The organism is Rhizobium brockwellii (assembly GCF_000769405.2).
GTDB lineage: Bacteria > Pseudomonadota > Alphaproteobacteria > Rhizobiales > Rhizobiaceae > Rhizobium > Rhizobium brockwellii.
In genome coordinates, this window is record NZ_CP053439.1 from 3,777,518 (window position 1) to 3,792,433 (window position 14,916).

The following is a 14,916-nucleotide window of genomic DNA, read 5'->3' on the forward strand; positions in this document are numbered from 1 at the left end:
CGAGGTGATAGCGTGCTAACCCGGGGGAGGAAGCGACGCTGCCGCAAAGCCGGTCGCACCGCCTTGCAAAGACAAGCCGAAAAAGCGTCCATCATCGTCGATGGCCTGTCATAGTGTGTTGCAACCTGCTCTCGCTCCCCCTAACATGGACCTGCTTCGATAGCCCGCTATCGGATGTTCGAACACGTGTTGGGGGCGGTTTGCGAGAGATGCGGATCTTTGCTTTCCTGGCCGCAGGCGAAAACCGTTGCGGGCCACGCGCATTACAGCGTCGCGCGTCTTTTCAGACGCGCAAAGAACACTATAGCCCTTTGAGTTGCTGCATGATTTTATCCTTAAATCGATTCCGATTTAAGGAATTATGCGATGTGGCGTAATAGATGAAAATCGTCACACTGTTTTTTCCCAAGGCTTCGATCGGCACCTATCTCGTCGCCATGGCAGTGGCGATCGCACTGCCGATCTTCGCCTTCGTGGCGCTGCTTCTGCTGCAGCTGGAGGACAACCAGCGTTCGACGCTGAAGCGCGAGACGGCACAGGACGCGCTTGCCCTTTCACGCATCATCGACCGCCAGCTTCAGGACATGGCGACGACGCTTCGGCTGCTTTCGAGTTCGCCGGAACTTGAAAACGGCAATCTCGCCTCCTTCCACGAGCGCACGGAAACCGCCCTCAGAGACAATACGCTTTTCGTCATCGCCGTCGACCGCACCGGCCAGCAGCTGCTGAACACGCGCCGGGCGTTCGGCACGCCGCTCGGCAAGACGGCGAACATGACAGCCTTCGAAGCGGTCATGGCTTCCGGTCGCATCGAGGCATCAGACGTCTTTCGGGGCCGGACCAGCGGCGAATGGGTCTATAACGTCACCCTGCCCCGGAAGAATGATCCGGTCGCAGCCCTCATCATCACGCAGGACGCCAAGGATCTGGGCAAGCTCGTGACCACCGAGGGCCTTGCGCCCGGCTGGTCGGCCGCCATCATCGATGAGAGCGGCCACGTCGTCGCGGCCACCGGCCCTGCCAACCTCGAACCCGGCACGCCCTTCGACCCGCGTATTCTGCCGGCGCTCACCGTGTCCCGCGGCGTCTTCCAGGACGAGACAATCCTGCCGCACATGCTCCTCGGTTATGCCCAGATTCCCGGTTGGTCGTGGAAGACGGTGATCTGGGGACCCATCGCCCAGGCGTCGATCCTCAGCACCTGGCGTTTCCTCATCATCGGCGGCGTGGCACTGGTGCTCGTCGCCGTGCTGGGCGCTTATGCCGTCGCAAGACAGGTGCGCACCACCATTCGCGATATCGCCGAAATGGCGAACCGCATGGGCGAAGGCCATATCGTCTCGCCGGTCGAGACCAGCGTCATCGAGGCGAACCAGGTGGCGATTGCCCTTTCGAATGCCTCTTTCGATCGTAGCCAGACCGAGGACCGGCTGCGTTTCGTCATGCACGAGCTCGTCCACCGCACCAAGAATCTTCTGACGCTTGCCCAGGCAATGATGCGCCAGCTCGCCAAGCAGTCCGACAGCGTCGAGTCCTTCCGCGCCGCCGTCGCCGACCGCCTCGAGGGCTTGGTGCGTTCGATCGAGCTCCTGACCAGCGAACAATGGGGAGGCGTGTCGCTGCGGCGGGTCGTCGACATCCATCTGCAGGCCTTCCCGCAATCGCGCGAGCAGATCGACATCAGCGGCGAAGACTTCGTGCTGAAGCCGGATGCCGTGCAGAATCTCGGCCTCGCCTTGCATGAACTCGCCACCAATTCGGTGAAATACGGCGCGCTTTCCGTACCGCAAGGCCGTGTCCGCTTCGAATGGCGCGACGTCAGCGAGGAGGACAAGCCGGATGCCCTGCTTCGCTTCACTTGGGAAGAGCGCGGCGGCCCGCCGGTCACCGAGCCATCGCGCTCGGGCTTCGGCACGACCGTTATCAAGGCCCATGCCGCCTCCGCCTTTCGCGGCACGGTCGAGATCGATTTCCGGCCCGAAGGCTTGTTGTGGGTGCTGACGGCGCAGCGCGCGACGTTGGTGCGGGACTAAGGCCCCGGAACAATCGCTATCTCCACCCGTTTCGGACAGGTCATTCCAAAGGAGAAAGACCATGTTCAAGCAAACGATGATCGCAGCCGCGGCATTGACGGCCGTTGCCTGGGGTAGCCCGGCAGGCGCGGAAAGCTATGTCACGCTTGGCCGTCTTGTCTGCGGATCGGATGGCGGCCAAGGTCTGATCGTCACCTCGCAGAAGAACCTCATCTGCACCTATACGCCGGCGGCCGGCGGCGCCAAGGCGGTCTATGCCGGCAAAATCGAGAAATTCGGCCTCGATATCGGCCAGACCGGCAAGAGCGTCATGATCTGGCAGGTGTTGGCAAAGACCGGCACGGATATCCCGCAATTCGCTCTAGCCGGCGAATATTACGGGATCGGCGCCGATGCGAGCATCGGTGCGGGCGCCGGCGCCAAGGTTATCGCCGGCGGCACCAACAAGGCCTTCATGCTGCAGCCGTTGAACGTCCAGGCGCAGGAAGGTTTGAACCTGGCAATCGGCGTCGAGAAGATGACACTCGTGCCGGGCGAGACCTGACGAAAGCGCAGAGAGAGATTGCCGTTGTCGAGGCACGACGGTGCAGACTGGCATGAATCAAACAGCCGCCCGGAGGGCGGCTGCATTGGCGTCGATCAGTGCGCGATCGCCTTGTTGATATCCTCGGTCATCTTCTTCGCGTCACCGAGCAACATCATCGTGCCGTCCTTGTAGAACAGCGTATTGTCGATGCCGGCATAACCCGAGCCGAGCGAGCGTTTAACGAAGAGGCAGGTCTTTGCCCGGTCGACGTCGAGGATCGGCATGCCGTATATCGGCGAGGTCTTGTCGTCGCGCGCCGCCGGATTGGTGACGTCGTTGGCGCCGATGACATAGGCAACGTCGGCCTGGGCGAATTCCGAGTTGATGTCCTCGAGCTCGAAAACCTCGTCATAGGGAACATTCGCTTCGGCGAGCAACACGTTCATGTGGCCGGGCATACGGCCTGCGACCGGATGGATCGCATATTTTACCTCGACGCCGTTCTTCTTGAGATTGTCGGCGAGTTCGCGTAGCGCATGCTGGGCCTGGGCGACCGCCATGCCGTATCCCGGCACGATGATGACCTTCGATGCATTGGCCATCAGATAGGCCGCATCTTCGGCCGAGCCGAGCTTGACCGTCCTGTCTGAGGTGTCGGGTCCGCCGGACGCCATCTCACCGCCAAAACCGCCAAAACCGCCGAGAATGACGGAGACGAAGGAACGGTTCATGCCCTTGCACATGATGTAGGAGAGGATCGCGCCGGAGGAGCCGACGAGCGCGCCCGTGATGATCAACGCCAGATTGCCGAGCGTGAAGCCAATGCCGGCCGCAGCCCAGCCTGAATAGGAGTTCAGCATCGATACGACGACCGGCATATCGGCCCCGCCGATCGGCACGATCAGCAGAACGCCGAGCGCCAGCGACAGCGCCACGACGGCCCAGAAGTCGAAATGGCTCTCGGTGGCGGCAAGCCCGATGATGAAGAGCACGATCAACACCAGCAGGCTCGCATTGATCACATGCCGGTAGGGCAGGAGGATCGGCTTGCCGGACATGCGCCCGTCGAGCTTCAGGAAAGCAATGATCGAACCGGTAAAGGTCAGCGCGCCGATCGCCACGCCGAGTGCCATCTCGACGCGCGCCTCGGTGTAGATTTGGCCGATCTCACCGATGCCGAAGGAAGCCGGCGTGTAGAGCGCGGAGGCCGCGACCAGCACCGCGGCAAGGCCGACCAGCGAATGGAAACCGGCGACGAGCTGCGGCATCGAGGTCATGGGGATGGTGCGGGCGACATAGGCGCCGACGCTGCCGCCGATGGCAAGGCCAAGGACGATCAGCACGAAGCCGCCGAAGTCAGGCGTCGCCAGCACCAGCGTCGTCAGGATCGCTATCCCCATGCCGATCATGCCGTAGAGATTGCCCTTGCGGCTGGTGGCCGGATGCGACAGGCCGCGCAACGCCAGGATGAAGAGCACGCCGGAGACGAGGTAGAGGAAGGCTGCGATATTGGTCATCAGTCCCTCACCGGTCCTTCTTGCGGTACATCGAAAGCATCCGTTGCGTGACGAGGAAGCCGCCGAAGATGTTGACCGAGACGAGCACCAGGGCGACGAAGCCGAAACCGGTCGCAAGCCCGCTGGTCGAGATGCCGACCGCCAGAAGCGCGCCGACGACGATGACGGAGGAGATCGCATTGGTGACGGCCATCAGCGGCGTATGCAGCGCCGGCGTCACCGACCACACGACGTAATAGCCGACGAAGATCGACAATACGAAGATGGCGAGTTGGAAGACGAAGGGATCGATCGCCCCGCCGGTCGCGGCACTTGCCGCTTCCGGTGCTTGGGCCGCCGCCGTGATCACGGCGGTCACCGCATGGTCGAGCTGCTCCAGCGCCCTGTCCATTGCTTCACTGGCCATCAGATGTCTCCCTTCTTCGCGCCGCCGAAGGCGGGATGAACCACGTCGCCGGCATAGGTCAGCATCGTCGCCTTGACGAGCTCGTCGTCGAGATTGACGACGACGCTCCGCGTTTCCTTGTTGACCATGGTCTCGAGGAAGGTCACGAGGTTCTTGGCGTAGAGCGCCGAGGCGCTGGCCGCAACCCGGCCCGGCATGTTGGCGAAACCGACCACCCTGACGCCTTCGACATCGGCGACCTCGCCGGGGACGACGCCCTCGATATTGCCGCCGCGCTCGACCGCGAGGTCGACGGCGACCGCGCCTGATTTCATCGAGGCGAGCATGGCGCGCGAAACGAGCCGCGGTGCCGCACGACCGGGGATCAGCGCGGTGGTGATGACGATATCCTGCTTGGCTATGTGTTCGGCAACCAGAGCCGCCTGTTTCGCCTGATAGTCGGCGGACATTTCCTTGGCATAGCCGCCGGCCGTTTCCGCCGCCTTGAACTCGTCGTCTTCGACGGCGATGAACTTGGCGCCGAGCGAGGCGACCTGCTCCTTGGCTGCGGGGCGAACGTCGGTGGCCGACACCGCCGCGCCGAGACGACGCGCGGTCGCGATCGCCTGGAGACCGGCGACGCCGGCACCCATGACGAAGACCTTGGCGGCCGGGACGGTGCCGGCCGCCGTCATCATCATCGGCATGGCGCGGTCATAAACCGCCGCCGCCTCGATGACGGCCTGGTAACCGGCGAGATTGGCCTGGGACGACAGCACGTCCATGGACTGGGCGCGGGTAATGCGCGGCACCAGTTCCATCGCGAAAGCCGAAAGCCCGGCACTTGCCAGTGCCGCGATCGCTTCGTCATTGCCGTAGGGATCCATGATGGCGATGATCACGGCGCCGCTTTTATAGCCGGAGATTTCCGATCCGCTGGGACGGCGCACCTTCAGCACCACGTCGGCCAAGGCTGCATCCGCAAAACTGCCGATCCTGGCACCGGCGGCCTCGAACTCCCCGTCCGGAATACGCGAAGCCGCACCGGCACCGGCTTCGACGACGACGTCGAAGCCGAAACTCTTCATCTTCTTCACGGTCTCGGCGGAGGCGGCGACGCGCGTCTCCTCGCCCGTAACTTCCCTTGCAACGAAAACAATATTGCCCAACTGCCCCCTCCTCCGGGTCAGCCAGACCGCCGCAGGTTTCCCTGCGCAGGCCAAGCACCTCATTCAACAAGCTTCGGAGAAGCTCTCCTCCCCTCAGAGCGCCGTGCGCCCTTTCGGACGCACAAAGGACGCTCTGATCCCCTGAATCTACGCGATCAGCGGAACAGGAAGATGCCGGCGGCGAGAAGAATGATGAAGACGAAGAGGCCACCGAGAAGACCGGCGCCGCCGAAGAAACCGGCGGTCATCGCAAGCAGGAGGACGATGAGCAGCATCGAGCCGTATTTCGCGCTGGCGATGAACATGTCGTAGGTCTTTTCATGTTCTTTGTAATCCATCGGCGCGCCGGTCTCGACCGGTCCGGTATGATGTTCGGCCATAAATATCGTCTCCCTGAAATGCCTCTGCGCTGCTCGATTCCCTAGCCTGAGCGAGGGAAATCCCTTCTTGCAGGGATTACACAATGACAGGCAAAAGCGCAATGCATGAGAATGCCGCAGGCGCGCGTGGCAACCGCGATGTCAGAGGCCCGGACAGACCTGAACGACGGCTGATATCGCCTGCCGTCCATCGCCCTCCTCTGCCCGGCGGAGAACGTCTCTTCGTCGGGAACAAGGGTAAATTACAGCGGCAGGTCGGTGCCGAGTTCGCCTTGCGGCACGAAACGCGCCGTCGGAATGATGGTGAGCGGCGGCAGGGTGTCGTTGGGATTGCGCGAAAACATCATGCGCTGCTCGCTGGCGCTGGAGATGAAGAAGGGATAGCGCGTCAACAGTTTGCGCCCAACCTCGATCACATTCGTCGCCATCAGCGTCATGTCGATCCCGTAATTCTTCGCCAGCCGGCCCGGCACGACCGTATCGGCATAGAAGACCCGCTTGTAGAAGGCTGCATGCGGCGGCCGAACGAATTGAAGAACGCGGTCCGCACGGAAATACGCCGCCGCCACGATGGTCGGCCTCAGCGTCAGATAGGGAACCCAGGGCAGGTCGGCGGTGAGTTCAGGGTCGGCCGCGAAACGCGCCGGATCAATCAGGGTCAGCCCCGCATCCAGAAGTTCATCCATCGCCTCGGGAAAAGCGCCGCCGGACTGGCTGAGGCGATGTTCGGGTGTCACATAATGAACCCGGATCGTACTGACCAGTTCCCCATAATAATACAGACCGAAAATATAGGCGTGGCTGTCGAAATCGCTGTCGTCCAACAGCCCTTTCGGGGCGAGCGCCAGCACGTCATGGGCCTTGTAGGCCTTGTAGCGCAACCGTTCCACCTGCTCCATGTCTTCGCTGCTTTCGACGCGGCGATACTCGACATGATCCAAAACTTCCAAAATTTTTGTGCTGAAATCGCTACGCTTGAACAGTGTCTCTGACATTTTTCGATCCGCTCGTTAACGGATCATTAATCATACGCCAGCGAAATTTAGGCAAGGAAATCCGATAATTTCCCTTGTTTTTAAATCGTTAAGGTTAACGCGGCACGCGCTTTTCAGGGGGAAACTGTCAGTTGAGACCGCTCAGGCGACCTTGTTGCGGCGGCGTTGCACGACGCGGCGGCCGATGCCCTGCTGCAACAGTGGGATATTCTGGGAAGGCACCGGCGGCGAGAAAACGTAACCCTGAACAAGATCGGCGCTGCGGTGCTTGTTGAGCAGTGCGAGCTGCTCCTCGGTTTCGACGCCTTCAATGACGATCTTCAGGCCCAGTTCGCGGGCGAGATGGACCGTGCCGCGCAGCAGCTTCAGACGGCGGTTATCTTCGACGATGTTGCGCACGAAGGAGCGATCGATCTTGACGATATCGAGCGGCAGTGTGTCGAGGTAGCTGAGGCTAGAGAAGCCGGTACCGAAATCGTCGATGGCGATGGTGATGCCGCGGGCCCTGAGCTCCGCCAGGATGGCGCGCACGGCCGCCGGCTCGTCGATCAGGCAGCTTTCGGTGACTTCGAGATGCAGCCGCGCCGCGTCGAGACCGGAATGGGCAAGCGCTTCTGCGACCACCGAGAGAATATCGGCATCGCGCAGATCCCGCGCTGAAAGGTTGACCGAGACGGCGATATGTTCCGGCCAGTTCATGCATTCGCTGCACGCCTTGAACAACACGAAACGGGTGATGTCGGAGATGATGCCCATATCCTCGGCGAGCCGGATGAAGACGTCGGGCGGGATCGAGCCCTTCTCCGGGTGAACCCAGCGCGCCAACGCCTCGGCGCACTCGATCCGCGAGCCGTCTGCCCGAAACATCGGCTGGAAGGCGAGATGCAGCGCCTGCGCCGAGACCGCATCGCGCAGATCCGCCTTCAGCTTCTGCTGCTCGATATAGCGGCCATCCATCTCCCGCTCGAAGCCGGAAATGCCGCCCTTGAAGCGCGACTTACTTTCAAACAGCGCCAGATCCGCCTTGACGCTCCATTCGTCCATCGCAAACGCAGCACTCTCGAGGATCGCGTAGCCGGCGCTGAGCGAAACGAGGAAGGTCAGCTCGTCGACTGCGTAGTTGCCCTGGATTGCGGCGTGCACGCGGCGGATCTCGACGTCGAGCGAAGCCTGTTCCTTCGCATGCGGGAAGAACAAGATGAACTGGTCTCCCATCAACCGGCCGAGGATGGCGTTGCCGGAGGCCTGCTTGATGCGGGCGGCAATGGCGCAGAGCAGGTGGTCGCCGGTAACGTGGCCACGCATGTCGTTGACATGTTTGAACTCGTCGATATCGAGAACCATGAAGCCGAGCGGCCCGACTTTCCTGTGATGTTTGGCGAGATAATCCTGCACCAGCTGCCCGAAATATTCTCGGTTCGGCAGGCCGGTCAGCGCATCGAAGCGGACCATGTGCATGATCTTCTGCTCCGCCTTCACCCGGCTGGACACGTCCTCGAAGATCAGCACGGCGCCGCCGTCAGCCCTGCGGCTGGCGGAAAATTCGAGCGACAGGCCCTCAGGGAAGTGGATGAGCGTGCGCGACAGGTTGCCTTCGGCGACCTGGGTGAGTTGGCGCAGGATGAGCTCCGGCTGCGAGGCGTCCATGAAGCTGTAGCGCGCGCCGTAGCGCAGCACGGCGCCGAGATCGCGGTCCTTCAACCGATCCGGCGCACCGATCTTCAAAAGCTCGCAGGCCTTGCGATTGACGACCTGGATGCGGTTTTCGGCATCGACCATGACCAGGCCATGCGGCATGTTGTTGAGCGCCGTATCGAAGCGGTCGGCGATGATGGTGATTTCCCGGCGCGCGATGACATTCTCATAGAGGAACTCGCGCACGCCGTTCGCCATGGCCCGCGTCGTCAGCCAGAAGGGAATGAGGAAGATCGACAACAAGCCACGATAAAAATCGAGCGCCATCAGGCTGCAGACGATCATCGGCAGACAGCAGGAAAAGGTCTGGAGGTCGACCGCCAGGCGCGAACCATAATTGCGGCCGACAACGGAAACCATGGTCGCCATGGTAACCGCAATGCAGGCAAGTTCCGCAAAGGAATCATGAACGACGAAGATGGCGTATCCGCTGGCGATGCCAAGCAGGGTGGTGGTGCAGGCAGCACCGGCAACCAGGATCCGCTCCCAACGCTCGATTCCGGCGTGCGACAGGCTCTCCTTTTCGACGCGGTCGAACTGCCGGAAGATGACCATGCGAACACAAAAGACCAGGAGGAAGGCGGCCGCCAGCAGGATATAGACGAAGGACTGGGTCTTGGCAGCAACGGCAAGGCATGTCGCGACATGCACGATCACGCCAGCAAGCAGCGTCATGCGGTTCCCGGAAAGGGAACTCACAAACGACAGATACACATCTATAGGGACCCTGTTCGGGTTATCTGGCTTCATCCACACTTTCCCTGTGCGCGGGAATTCTAGGCCCAACCTTTTAAAAATTGATTTCAATGGAATCAAACATTTGGTCAAATTTTCTAAAACCATAGGGTGAACCGCACAGCCTACGCGAGTTAATGCAGCCTACCGGCGAGATTACCGGAATAATTTATCCACGCCTGGGTTGTTGAAATATTTGACGGCCCTACGGCGGGGCCGATGCGTCTAAGACTATACTCCAACGCGAGGCATTTATCCTTCCAATTTCAAAGGCCGTGGTCTACATCGATTGCAAGAGGGAAAACTGCCGGAAAATCGGCGGGACAAGAACAAGGGGAGGCGAATGTCGGTACTTCTGACCGCAAGCCGGTTGATTGACTCGATCAGTCAGTTCATGGGCAAACTTTCCGAATATATGGTGCTGTTCTGCTGCCTGATCAGCGCCGGAAACGCCATCGTCCGCTACGCCTTCAACTACAGTTCGAACGGCTGGCTGGAGATTCAGTGGTATCTCTTCGCCTTCGTCGTCATGCTCGGCGCCTCGCATGCGCTGCGCAACAATGAGCATGTCCGCGTCGACCTGATCTATGGTTCGGTTTCTGACAGGGCGAAGATCTGGATCGACATCGTCGGCCTCATCCTCTTCCTCCTTCCCGCATGTGTCTATCTCACCTGGCTATGCTGGCCTTTCTTCACGCTCTCCTACCATCAGGGGGAAATATCGGGGAACGCCGGCGGGCTGATCCGCTGGCCCGTCAAGCTGATCCTCGTCGCCGGCTTCGCGTTGCTCTCCCTTCAAGGCCTCTCGGAATTGGTCAAGCGGATCGCAGCCCTCACCGGCCATATCAGCATCGATACGACATACGAAAAGCCGCTGCAGTAACGCGGGCTGGGAGAAACGGATTTGTTTGATTTCGGCATCATCCCGCCGGCCATGTTCCTGGGCATGATCATCTTCATGCTCTACGGCTTTCCGGTCGCCTTTTCGCTCGCCGCCGTCGGCTTGTTTTTCGCCATCATCGGCATCGTCACCGGCCATTTCGGCGAGGTCTTTCTGCAGGCTCTGCCGCTGCGCTTCTTCGGCATTCTTTCCAACGACCTTCTGCTCGCCATTCCCTTCTTCACCTTCATGGGTGCGGTGCTGGAGCGCTGCGGCCTGGCCGAGGACCTGCTCGAGGGCACCGGCAAACTCTTCGGTGGCATACCCGGCGGGCTGGCCTATGCCGTCATCCTCGTCGGCGCCGTGCTCGGGGCGATCACCGGCACGGTGGCCGCTTCCGTGATCACCATGGGGATGATCTCGCTGCCGATCATGCTGCGCTATGGCTACAATCCGCGCCTTGCCACCGGCGTCATCGCCGCCTCGGGCACGATTACCCAGGTCATCCCGCCCTCGCTCGTGCTCGTCGTTCTCGCCGATCAGCTCGGCAGGTCGGTCGGCGACATGTATCTCGGCGCGATCGGCCCCTCGATCCTGCAGGTGACGATCTTCGTGCTCTTCATCCTGGTGATGTCGATTATTCGGCCGAAATCGATGCCGCCGCTGCCGAAAGAGGTGCGCGGCGATTTCAACTGGGCTCTGCTCGTGAAGGTGCTGATGGGCATGGTCCCTTCGATCGTGCTGATCTTCCTCGTGCTCGGCACGATCTTCATGGGTCTTGCAACGCCGACGGAAGCAGGCGCGCTCGGCGTCGTCGGCGCCATTGTGCTTGCCGCCATGAATCGCCGCCTCACCTGGCCGCTGATCCGCGAAGCCATGGCATCGACCACACACATCACATCCATGGTAGTGATGATCCTGATCGGCTCCACCTGTTTCAGCCTGGTGTTCCAGGGCATGGACGGCTCGCGCTGGATCGAGCACATGCTGTCGGGCATTCCCGGCGGGCCGGTTGGTTTCCTGATCTTCGTCAACATCTTCATCTTCGTGCTCGCCTTCTTCCTCGATTTCTTCGAGATCGCCTTCATCGTCATCCCGATGCTTGCCCCCGTCGCCTCCAGTCTCGGCATCGATCTGATCTGGTTCGGCGTCCTGATCTGCGTCAACATGCAGACGAGCTTCATGCACCCGCCCTTCGGCTTCGCGCTTTTCTACCTGCGCTCGATCGCCAGCAAGGACGTCAAGACCTCGGATATTTACATGGGGGCTCTCCCCTGGGTCGGTATGCAGCTGATCCTGGTGGCGATCGTGATCTTCTGGCCGCAATCGGTAACCTATTGGCTGGATCACGGCCCGAAGGTCGACCCGAACTCGATCAAAATCGAAGTCCCGGGCTTCGGCGGCCAGCTCGGCCTGCCGCCGATGGGCGGCGGTGGCAATGGCTCACCGCAGATCCCCGGCCTGACCCTGCCGCCGTTGAACGGCCTGCCGGGAGCACCGCCGCCACCGGCAAAATAGTCCAGCAAAAACAAAACCCCGGACAAAAATCCGGGGTTTTGGTATCGCCTTCGTCTAAATCGCCGCGCTTGCCTGCGAAAAGCCTTAAAGCTTGCCGGCCCGCTGCTGGATCATCATGAACGTATCGAAAGTGTATTCCGACAGCTGCATCCACAAATAGGCGTCCCGCTTGAAGGCGGTCTGATCGTCGTAGATCTTCTTGAAATACTGGTTCGTGCCCGAAATTTCGCTGTAGATGCCCGTTGCTGCCTGGAAGCAGGCTTCCATGATCTCCTGGCTGAACGGGCGCAGCGTCGCGCCTTCCGCGACCAGCTGTTTCAGCGCGGTCGGATTCTTCGTGTCGTACTTCGCCAGCATGTTGGTGTTGGCGAAGGCGCAGGCGTCGGTCAGCGCTGCCTGATAATGCTTGGGCAGGCTGCTCCATTTTTCGAGATTGAAGAACCCATGCACCGTCGGGCCACCTTCCCACCAGCCCGGATAATAGTAGTACTTCGCCACCTTGTGGAAGCCGAGCTTCAGGTCGTCATAGGGGCCGACGAATTCCGCCGCATCGATCGTGCCTTTTTCCAGCGCCGGATAGATGTCGCCGCCGGCGATCTGCTGCGGGATGACGCCGACCTTCTCCATGACGCGGCCGGCGAGACCGGCAATGCGCATCTTGACGCCCTTGAGGTCATCGAGCGTATTGATTTCCTTGCGGAACCAGCCACCCATCTGCGCACCGGTATTGCCGGCCGGCAGGGCATACATGCCCTGCGTCGCATAAAACTCGTTCATCAGCTTGTTGCCGTTGCCTTCATAATACCAGGCATTGGTCAGGCGGCTGTTCAGTCCGAACGGAATGGCCGTTCCGATGGCATAGGTCGGGTCCTTGCCGACGAAATAATAGGAGGTGGTATGGGCTGCTTCGACCGTACCGGCGGCAACCGCATCGACGGCCTGCAGGCCCGGCACGATTTCACCGGCCGCGAAGGGCTGGATCGTGAAATTGCCATCCGTTGCGGCGGCAACATGCTTGGCGATATCCTCGGCGCCGCCATAGATCGTATCCAAGCTCTTCGGAAACGACGACGTCATGCGCCACGCGATCTTCGGATTCTCCTGCGCGATCGCAGGCGCTGCCAATGCCGTTGCGGCGACCGCACCGGCGCTGGCGGTTCCCGCCTTCTTGAAAAACGAACGACGATCCATCAAAAACCTCCCATATAGATGACACTGCGCGGTCAATCTCACCCCTACCCGCAGCAAGGGCAAAGCTAAGCATGGCGCAAGCCGCGATTCAAGCTTTAGTCTATTAGCCTTTGGCATCAAGACGGCAATAAGGCAGCCCGCACCTATCCATCAGAATCAGCGGCTTAGCGGTACAGGGCGCCGCTTCCGCCGCAATTTGGCCACCCGGTGCAGCCAAGCGTTGACTCGACGGCCATTCTGGCGGCAGAAACGGCGAGCACAAAGATTTCACCGGGGCTGATATGACGAAACCGATCGTTGCCATTCCTGCCGATATCCGTAGCTTCGACGGCGCGACCTGGCATGCCGTGCAGCATCAATATCTGCGCGCCGCATTGAACGCATCCGGTGTCATGGCCTTCATCATCCCCGCTTTCGAGGAGGGCTACGATACCGATGCGATCCTCGACCGCGTCGATGGCCTGCTGGTCTCCGGTTCGGCCAGCAATGTTCATCCCTCGCTCTACGGTGCCGCGGCGAATAACAAGGACGGCCCCTTCGACCCCGCCCGCGACGCCACCAGCCTGCCGCTCATCCGCCGCGCCATCGACCGCGCCATCCCGCTGCTCGCCATCTGCCGCGGCATCCAGGAGCTGAATGTCGCCCTCGGCGGCTCGCTGGCAAGCGAGATTCAGGAGCAGCCCGGCAACTGGGACCATCGCCGGCCGGAAGGTGTCGACCGGGACGGCATGTACGCCATTCGCCAGACCGTCCACGTCAAGGAAGGTTCCTGCATCGCAGGCATTCTCGGTCCGGGCGAGATCCGCGTGAATTCCCTGCATCGCCAGGCAATCGCCAGAACCGCCCCACGCCTGCAGGTGGAAGCGGTCGCCGAGGACGGCACGGTGGAGGCCGTTTCCGTTATCGACGCCAAGGCTTTCGCTGTCGGCGTGCAATGGCATCCGGAATATTGGGCTGAAACCGACAAGTCCTCGAACCAGCTGTTCGCCGCTTTCGGCGACGCCGTCCGCGCCTATGCCGCTGCCAAGCTGCCGGTCTCCCCCGCGCAGTCGATCGCGTGACGGCACAACGCCGGCGAGCCACCAGACCCGCCGGGCGTTGAACCGCGTCGATCAATGGTGATCTTCGTCCTCGTCATCATGCTCATGCTTGAGCCAGGTGCAGAGCTCCGCCGGCAGCAGTTTCTCATAGGCATCGTCGCTGCCGACGAACTCCCCAAGATCCTTGACGCTGACGAAGCCGACATTCGGAAATTGCTCTGCCGCGCTGCGCAGGAAGTCGAAGCGTTCGTCACCGACGCCGACCATGACGTAGTATATCTGCGATTCGGCGTGCTCGGCCTTCTGCAGCAGCGTCCAGGCCGCATCCCGGTCGGCATTCTCGCCATCCGTGAGGAAGTAGTTGATCGCCGGAACACCCGAACGTGTCTCCTCGCCGAATGTATCGCGGCTCATCCCGAAGATCATGCCGAGCAGGCCGCCAGCCGCCTCCTCTTCCATCAAACCATATGTCATCAGGTTCGAGCGGATGACTGGGCCATAATCGGTGCCACCCCAGAGCACGGTTTTCAGCTTATTATTGCTGATGATCTCGCGCTCGACGTAACCTTCGTAATTTTTCGCGGTAGCCGGCGCGAGCGATGCCATCTTCTCCTGATTGGAGAACACCCAGGTATCGATACGCCCGTCATCATCGAAATAAAGAGCGACGGGAAGAATACGCTCAAGCGCCGCCTGTACCGCGCCGGATTTGAAAAGGTCGCTCATCGAGCCCGAGACATCGATGTTGAGGCCGACCTGCGCCGGAATGCGCTCGTGAATGCCCTGTTTCTGAAGGACGAAGCCGACGCGGCGAACTTCTTCCTCGGGCTTGTGCAGCTTGAATGTCGTCAT

The 14,916-nt window shown here is 61.0% G+C and carries 13 protein-coding genes; 5 read left to right on the forward strand and 8 right to left on the reverse strand.

Features of this window, described 5'->3' with window-relative positions; all coding sequences use genetic code 11:
• Positions 1-380: 380 nt before the first annotated feature.
• Positions 381-2,033: a sensor histidine kinase gene (locus RLCC275e_RS18610; protein ID WP_033179647.1), complete on the forward strand. Its 1,653-nt coding sequence runs from the start codon at positions 381-383 to the stop codon at positions 2,031-2,033.
• Between the two features lie 61 nt (positions 2,034-2,094).
• Complete coding sequence (locus RLCC275e_RS18615; RefSeq protein ID WP_033179646.1) at positions 2,095-2,577, forward strand: DUF992 domain-containing protein; 483 nt, start codon at positions 2,095-2,097, stop codon at positions 2,575-2,577.
• Positions 2,578-2,672: 95 nt separating this feature from the next.
• On the opposite strand, the gene RLCC275e_RS18620 is transcribed toward RLCC275e_RS18615, so the two are convergent.
• From RLCC275e_RS18620 to RLCC275e_RS18645, 6 genes are all read right to left on the reverse strand, one after another.
• Entirely contained in the window at positions 2,673-4,076 is a 1,404-nt protein-coding gene (locus RLCC275e_RS18620) for an NAD(P)(+) transhydrogenase (Re/Si-specific) subunit beta (RefSeq protein WP_033179645.1), read from the reverse strand.
• 7 nt (positions 4,077-4,083) lie between these two features.
• Positions 4,084-4,482 carry a proton-translocating transhydrogenase family protein gene (locus tag RLCC275e_RS18625; RefSeq protein ID WP_003552830.1) on the reverse strand — a complete coding sequence of 133 codons (399 nt, stop codon included), beginning with the start codon at positions 4,480-4,482 and terminating at the stop codon, positions 4,084-4,086.
• Positions 4,482-5,630, reverse strand: a complete 1,149-nt coding sequence (locus RLCC275e_RS18630; protein ID WP_033179644.1) for a Re/Si-specific NAD(P)(+) transhydrogenase subunit alpha — start codon at positions 5,628-5,630, stop codon at positions 4,482-4,484. The genes RLCC275e_RS18625 and RLCC275e_RS18630 overlap by 1 nt, the downstream gene beginning before the upstream one ends.
• 155 nt (positions 5,631-5,785) lie before the next feature.
• Positions 5,786-6,010: an aa3-type cytochrome c oxidase subunit IV gene (locus RLCC275e_RS18635; protein ID WP_003552834.1), complete on the reverse strand. Its 225-nt coding sequence runs from the start codon at positions 6,008-6,010 to the stop codon at positions 5,786-5,788.
• A 242-nt stretch (positions 6,011-6,252) separates the two neighbouring features.
• Positions 6,253-7,005, reverse strand: coding sequence for an N-acyl amino acid synthase FeeM domain-containing protein (locus RLCC275e_RS18640; protein ID WP_003542957.1), 753 nt, complete (start codon positions 7,003-7,005; stop codon positions 6,253-6,255).
• Positions 7,006-7,146: 141 nt separating this feature from the next.
• Entirely contained in the window at positions 7,147-9,450 is a 2,304-nt protein-coding gene (locus tag RLCC275e_RS18645) for a putative bifunctional diguanylate cyclase/phosphodiesterase (RefSeq protein ID WP_033179643.1), read from the reverse strand.
• Between the two features lie 328 nt (positions 9,451-9,778).
• On the opposite strand from RLCC275e_RS18645, the gene RLCC275e_RS18650 reads away from it, so the two are divergent.
• Together RLCC275e_RS18650 and RLCC275e_RS18655 are read left to right on the forward strand one after the other, a co-directional pair.
• On the forward strand, positions 9,779-10,318 hold the full coding sequence (locus RLCC275e_RS18650) for a TRAP transporter small permease subunit (protein ID WP_033179642.1): 540 nt from the start codon (positions 9,779-9,781) through the stop codon (positions 10,316-10,318).
• Between the two features lie 21 nt (positions 10,319-10,339).
• Entirely contained in the window at positions 10,340-11,833 is a 1,494-nt protein-coding gene (locus RLCC275e_RS18655) for a TRAP transporter large permease (protein WP_033179641.1), read from the forward strand.
• Between the two features lie 84 nt (positions 11,834-11,917).
• On the opposite strand, the gene RLCC275e_RS18660 is transcribed toward RLCC275e_RS18655, so the two are convergent.
• Positions 11,918-13,024, reverse strand: a complete 1,107-nt coding sequence (locus RLCC275e_RS18660; RefSeq protein ID WP_018243590.1) for a TRAP transporter substrate-binding protein — start codon at positions 13,022-13,024, stop codon at positions 11,918-11,920.
• Positions 13,025-13,305: 281 nt separating this feature from the next.
• Here RLCC275e_RS18660 and RLCC275e_RS18665 point away from each other — a divergent pair, with 281 nt between their 5' ends.
• Positions 13,306-14,085 carry a gamma-glutamyl-gamma-aminobutyrate hydrolase family protein gene (locus RLCC275e_RS18665; RefSeq protein ID WP_033179640.1) on the forward strand — a complete coding sequence of 260 codons (780 nt, stop codon included), beginning with the start codon at positions 13,306-13,308 and terminating at the stop codon, positions 14,083-14,085.
• Between the two features lie 51 nt (positions 14,086-14,136).
• Here RLCC275e_RS18665 and RLCC275e_RS18670 read toward each other — a convergent pair whose 3' ends face one another.
• Positions 14,137-14,916, reverse strand: a complete 780-nt coding sequence (locus tag RLCC275e_RS18670; RefSeq protein ID WP_024322302.1) for a VWA domain-containing protein — start codon at positions 14,914-14,916, stop codon at positions 14,137-14,139.

Excerpts from the sequence above, each read along its gene's own strand:
- RLCC275e_RS18610 (WP_033179647.1), top strand. The coding sequence starts at position 381 with ATGAAAATCGTCACACTGTTTTTTCCCAAGGCTTCGATCGGCACCTAT.
- RLCC275e_RS18615 (WP_033179646.1), top strand. The coding sequence starts at position 2,095 with ATGTTCAAGCAAACGATGATCGCAGCCGCGGCATTGACGGCCGTTGCC.
- RLCC275e_RS18620 (WP_033179645.1), bottom strand. The coding sequence starts at position 4,076 with ATGACCAATATCGCAGCCTTCCTCTACCTCGTCTCCGGCGTGCTCTTC.
- RLCC275e_RS18625 (WP_003552830.1), bottom strand. The coding sequence starts at position 4,482 with ATGGCCAGTGAAGCAATGGACAGGGCGCTGGAGCAGCTCGACCATGCG.
- RLCC275e_RS18635 (WP_003552834.1), bottom strand. The coding sequence starts at position 6,010 with ATGGCCGAACATCATACCGGACCGGTCGAGACCGGCGCGCCGATGGAT.
- RLCC275e_RS18640 (WP_003542957.1), bottom strand. The coding sequence starts at position 7,005 with ATGTCAGAGACACTGTTCAAGCGTAGCGATTTCAGCACAAAAATTTTG.
- RLCC275e_RS18645 (WP_033179643.1), bottom strand. The coding sequence starts at position 9,450 with ATGAAGCCAGATAACCCGAACAGGGTCCCTATAGATGTGTATCTGTCG.
- RLCC275e_RS18650 (WP_033179642.1), top strand. The coding sequence starts at position 9,779 with ATGTCGGTACTTCTGACCGCAAGCCGGTTGATTGACTCGATCAGTCAG.
- RLCC275e_RS18660 (WP_018243590.1), bottom strand. The coding sequence starts at position 13,024 with ATGGATCGTCGTTCGTTTTTCAAGAAGGCGGGAACCGCCAGCGCCGGT.
- RLCC275e_RS18665 (WP_033179640.1), top strand. The coding sequence starts at position 13,306 with ATGACGAAACCGATCGTTGCCATTCCTGCCGATATCCGTAGCTTCGAC.
- RLCC275e_RS18670 (WP_024322302.1), bottom strand. The coding sequence starts at position 14,916 with ATGACGACATTCAAGCTGCACAAGCCCGAGGAAGAAGTTCGCCGCGTC.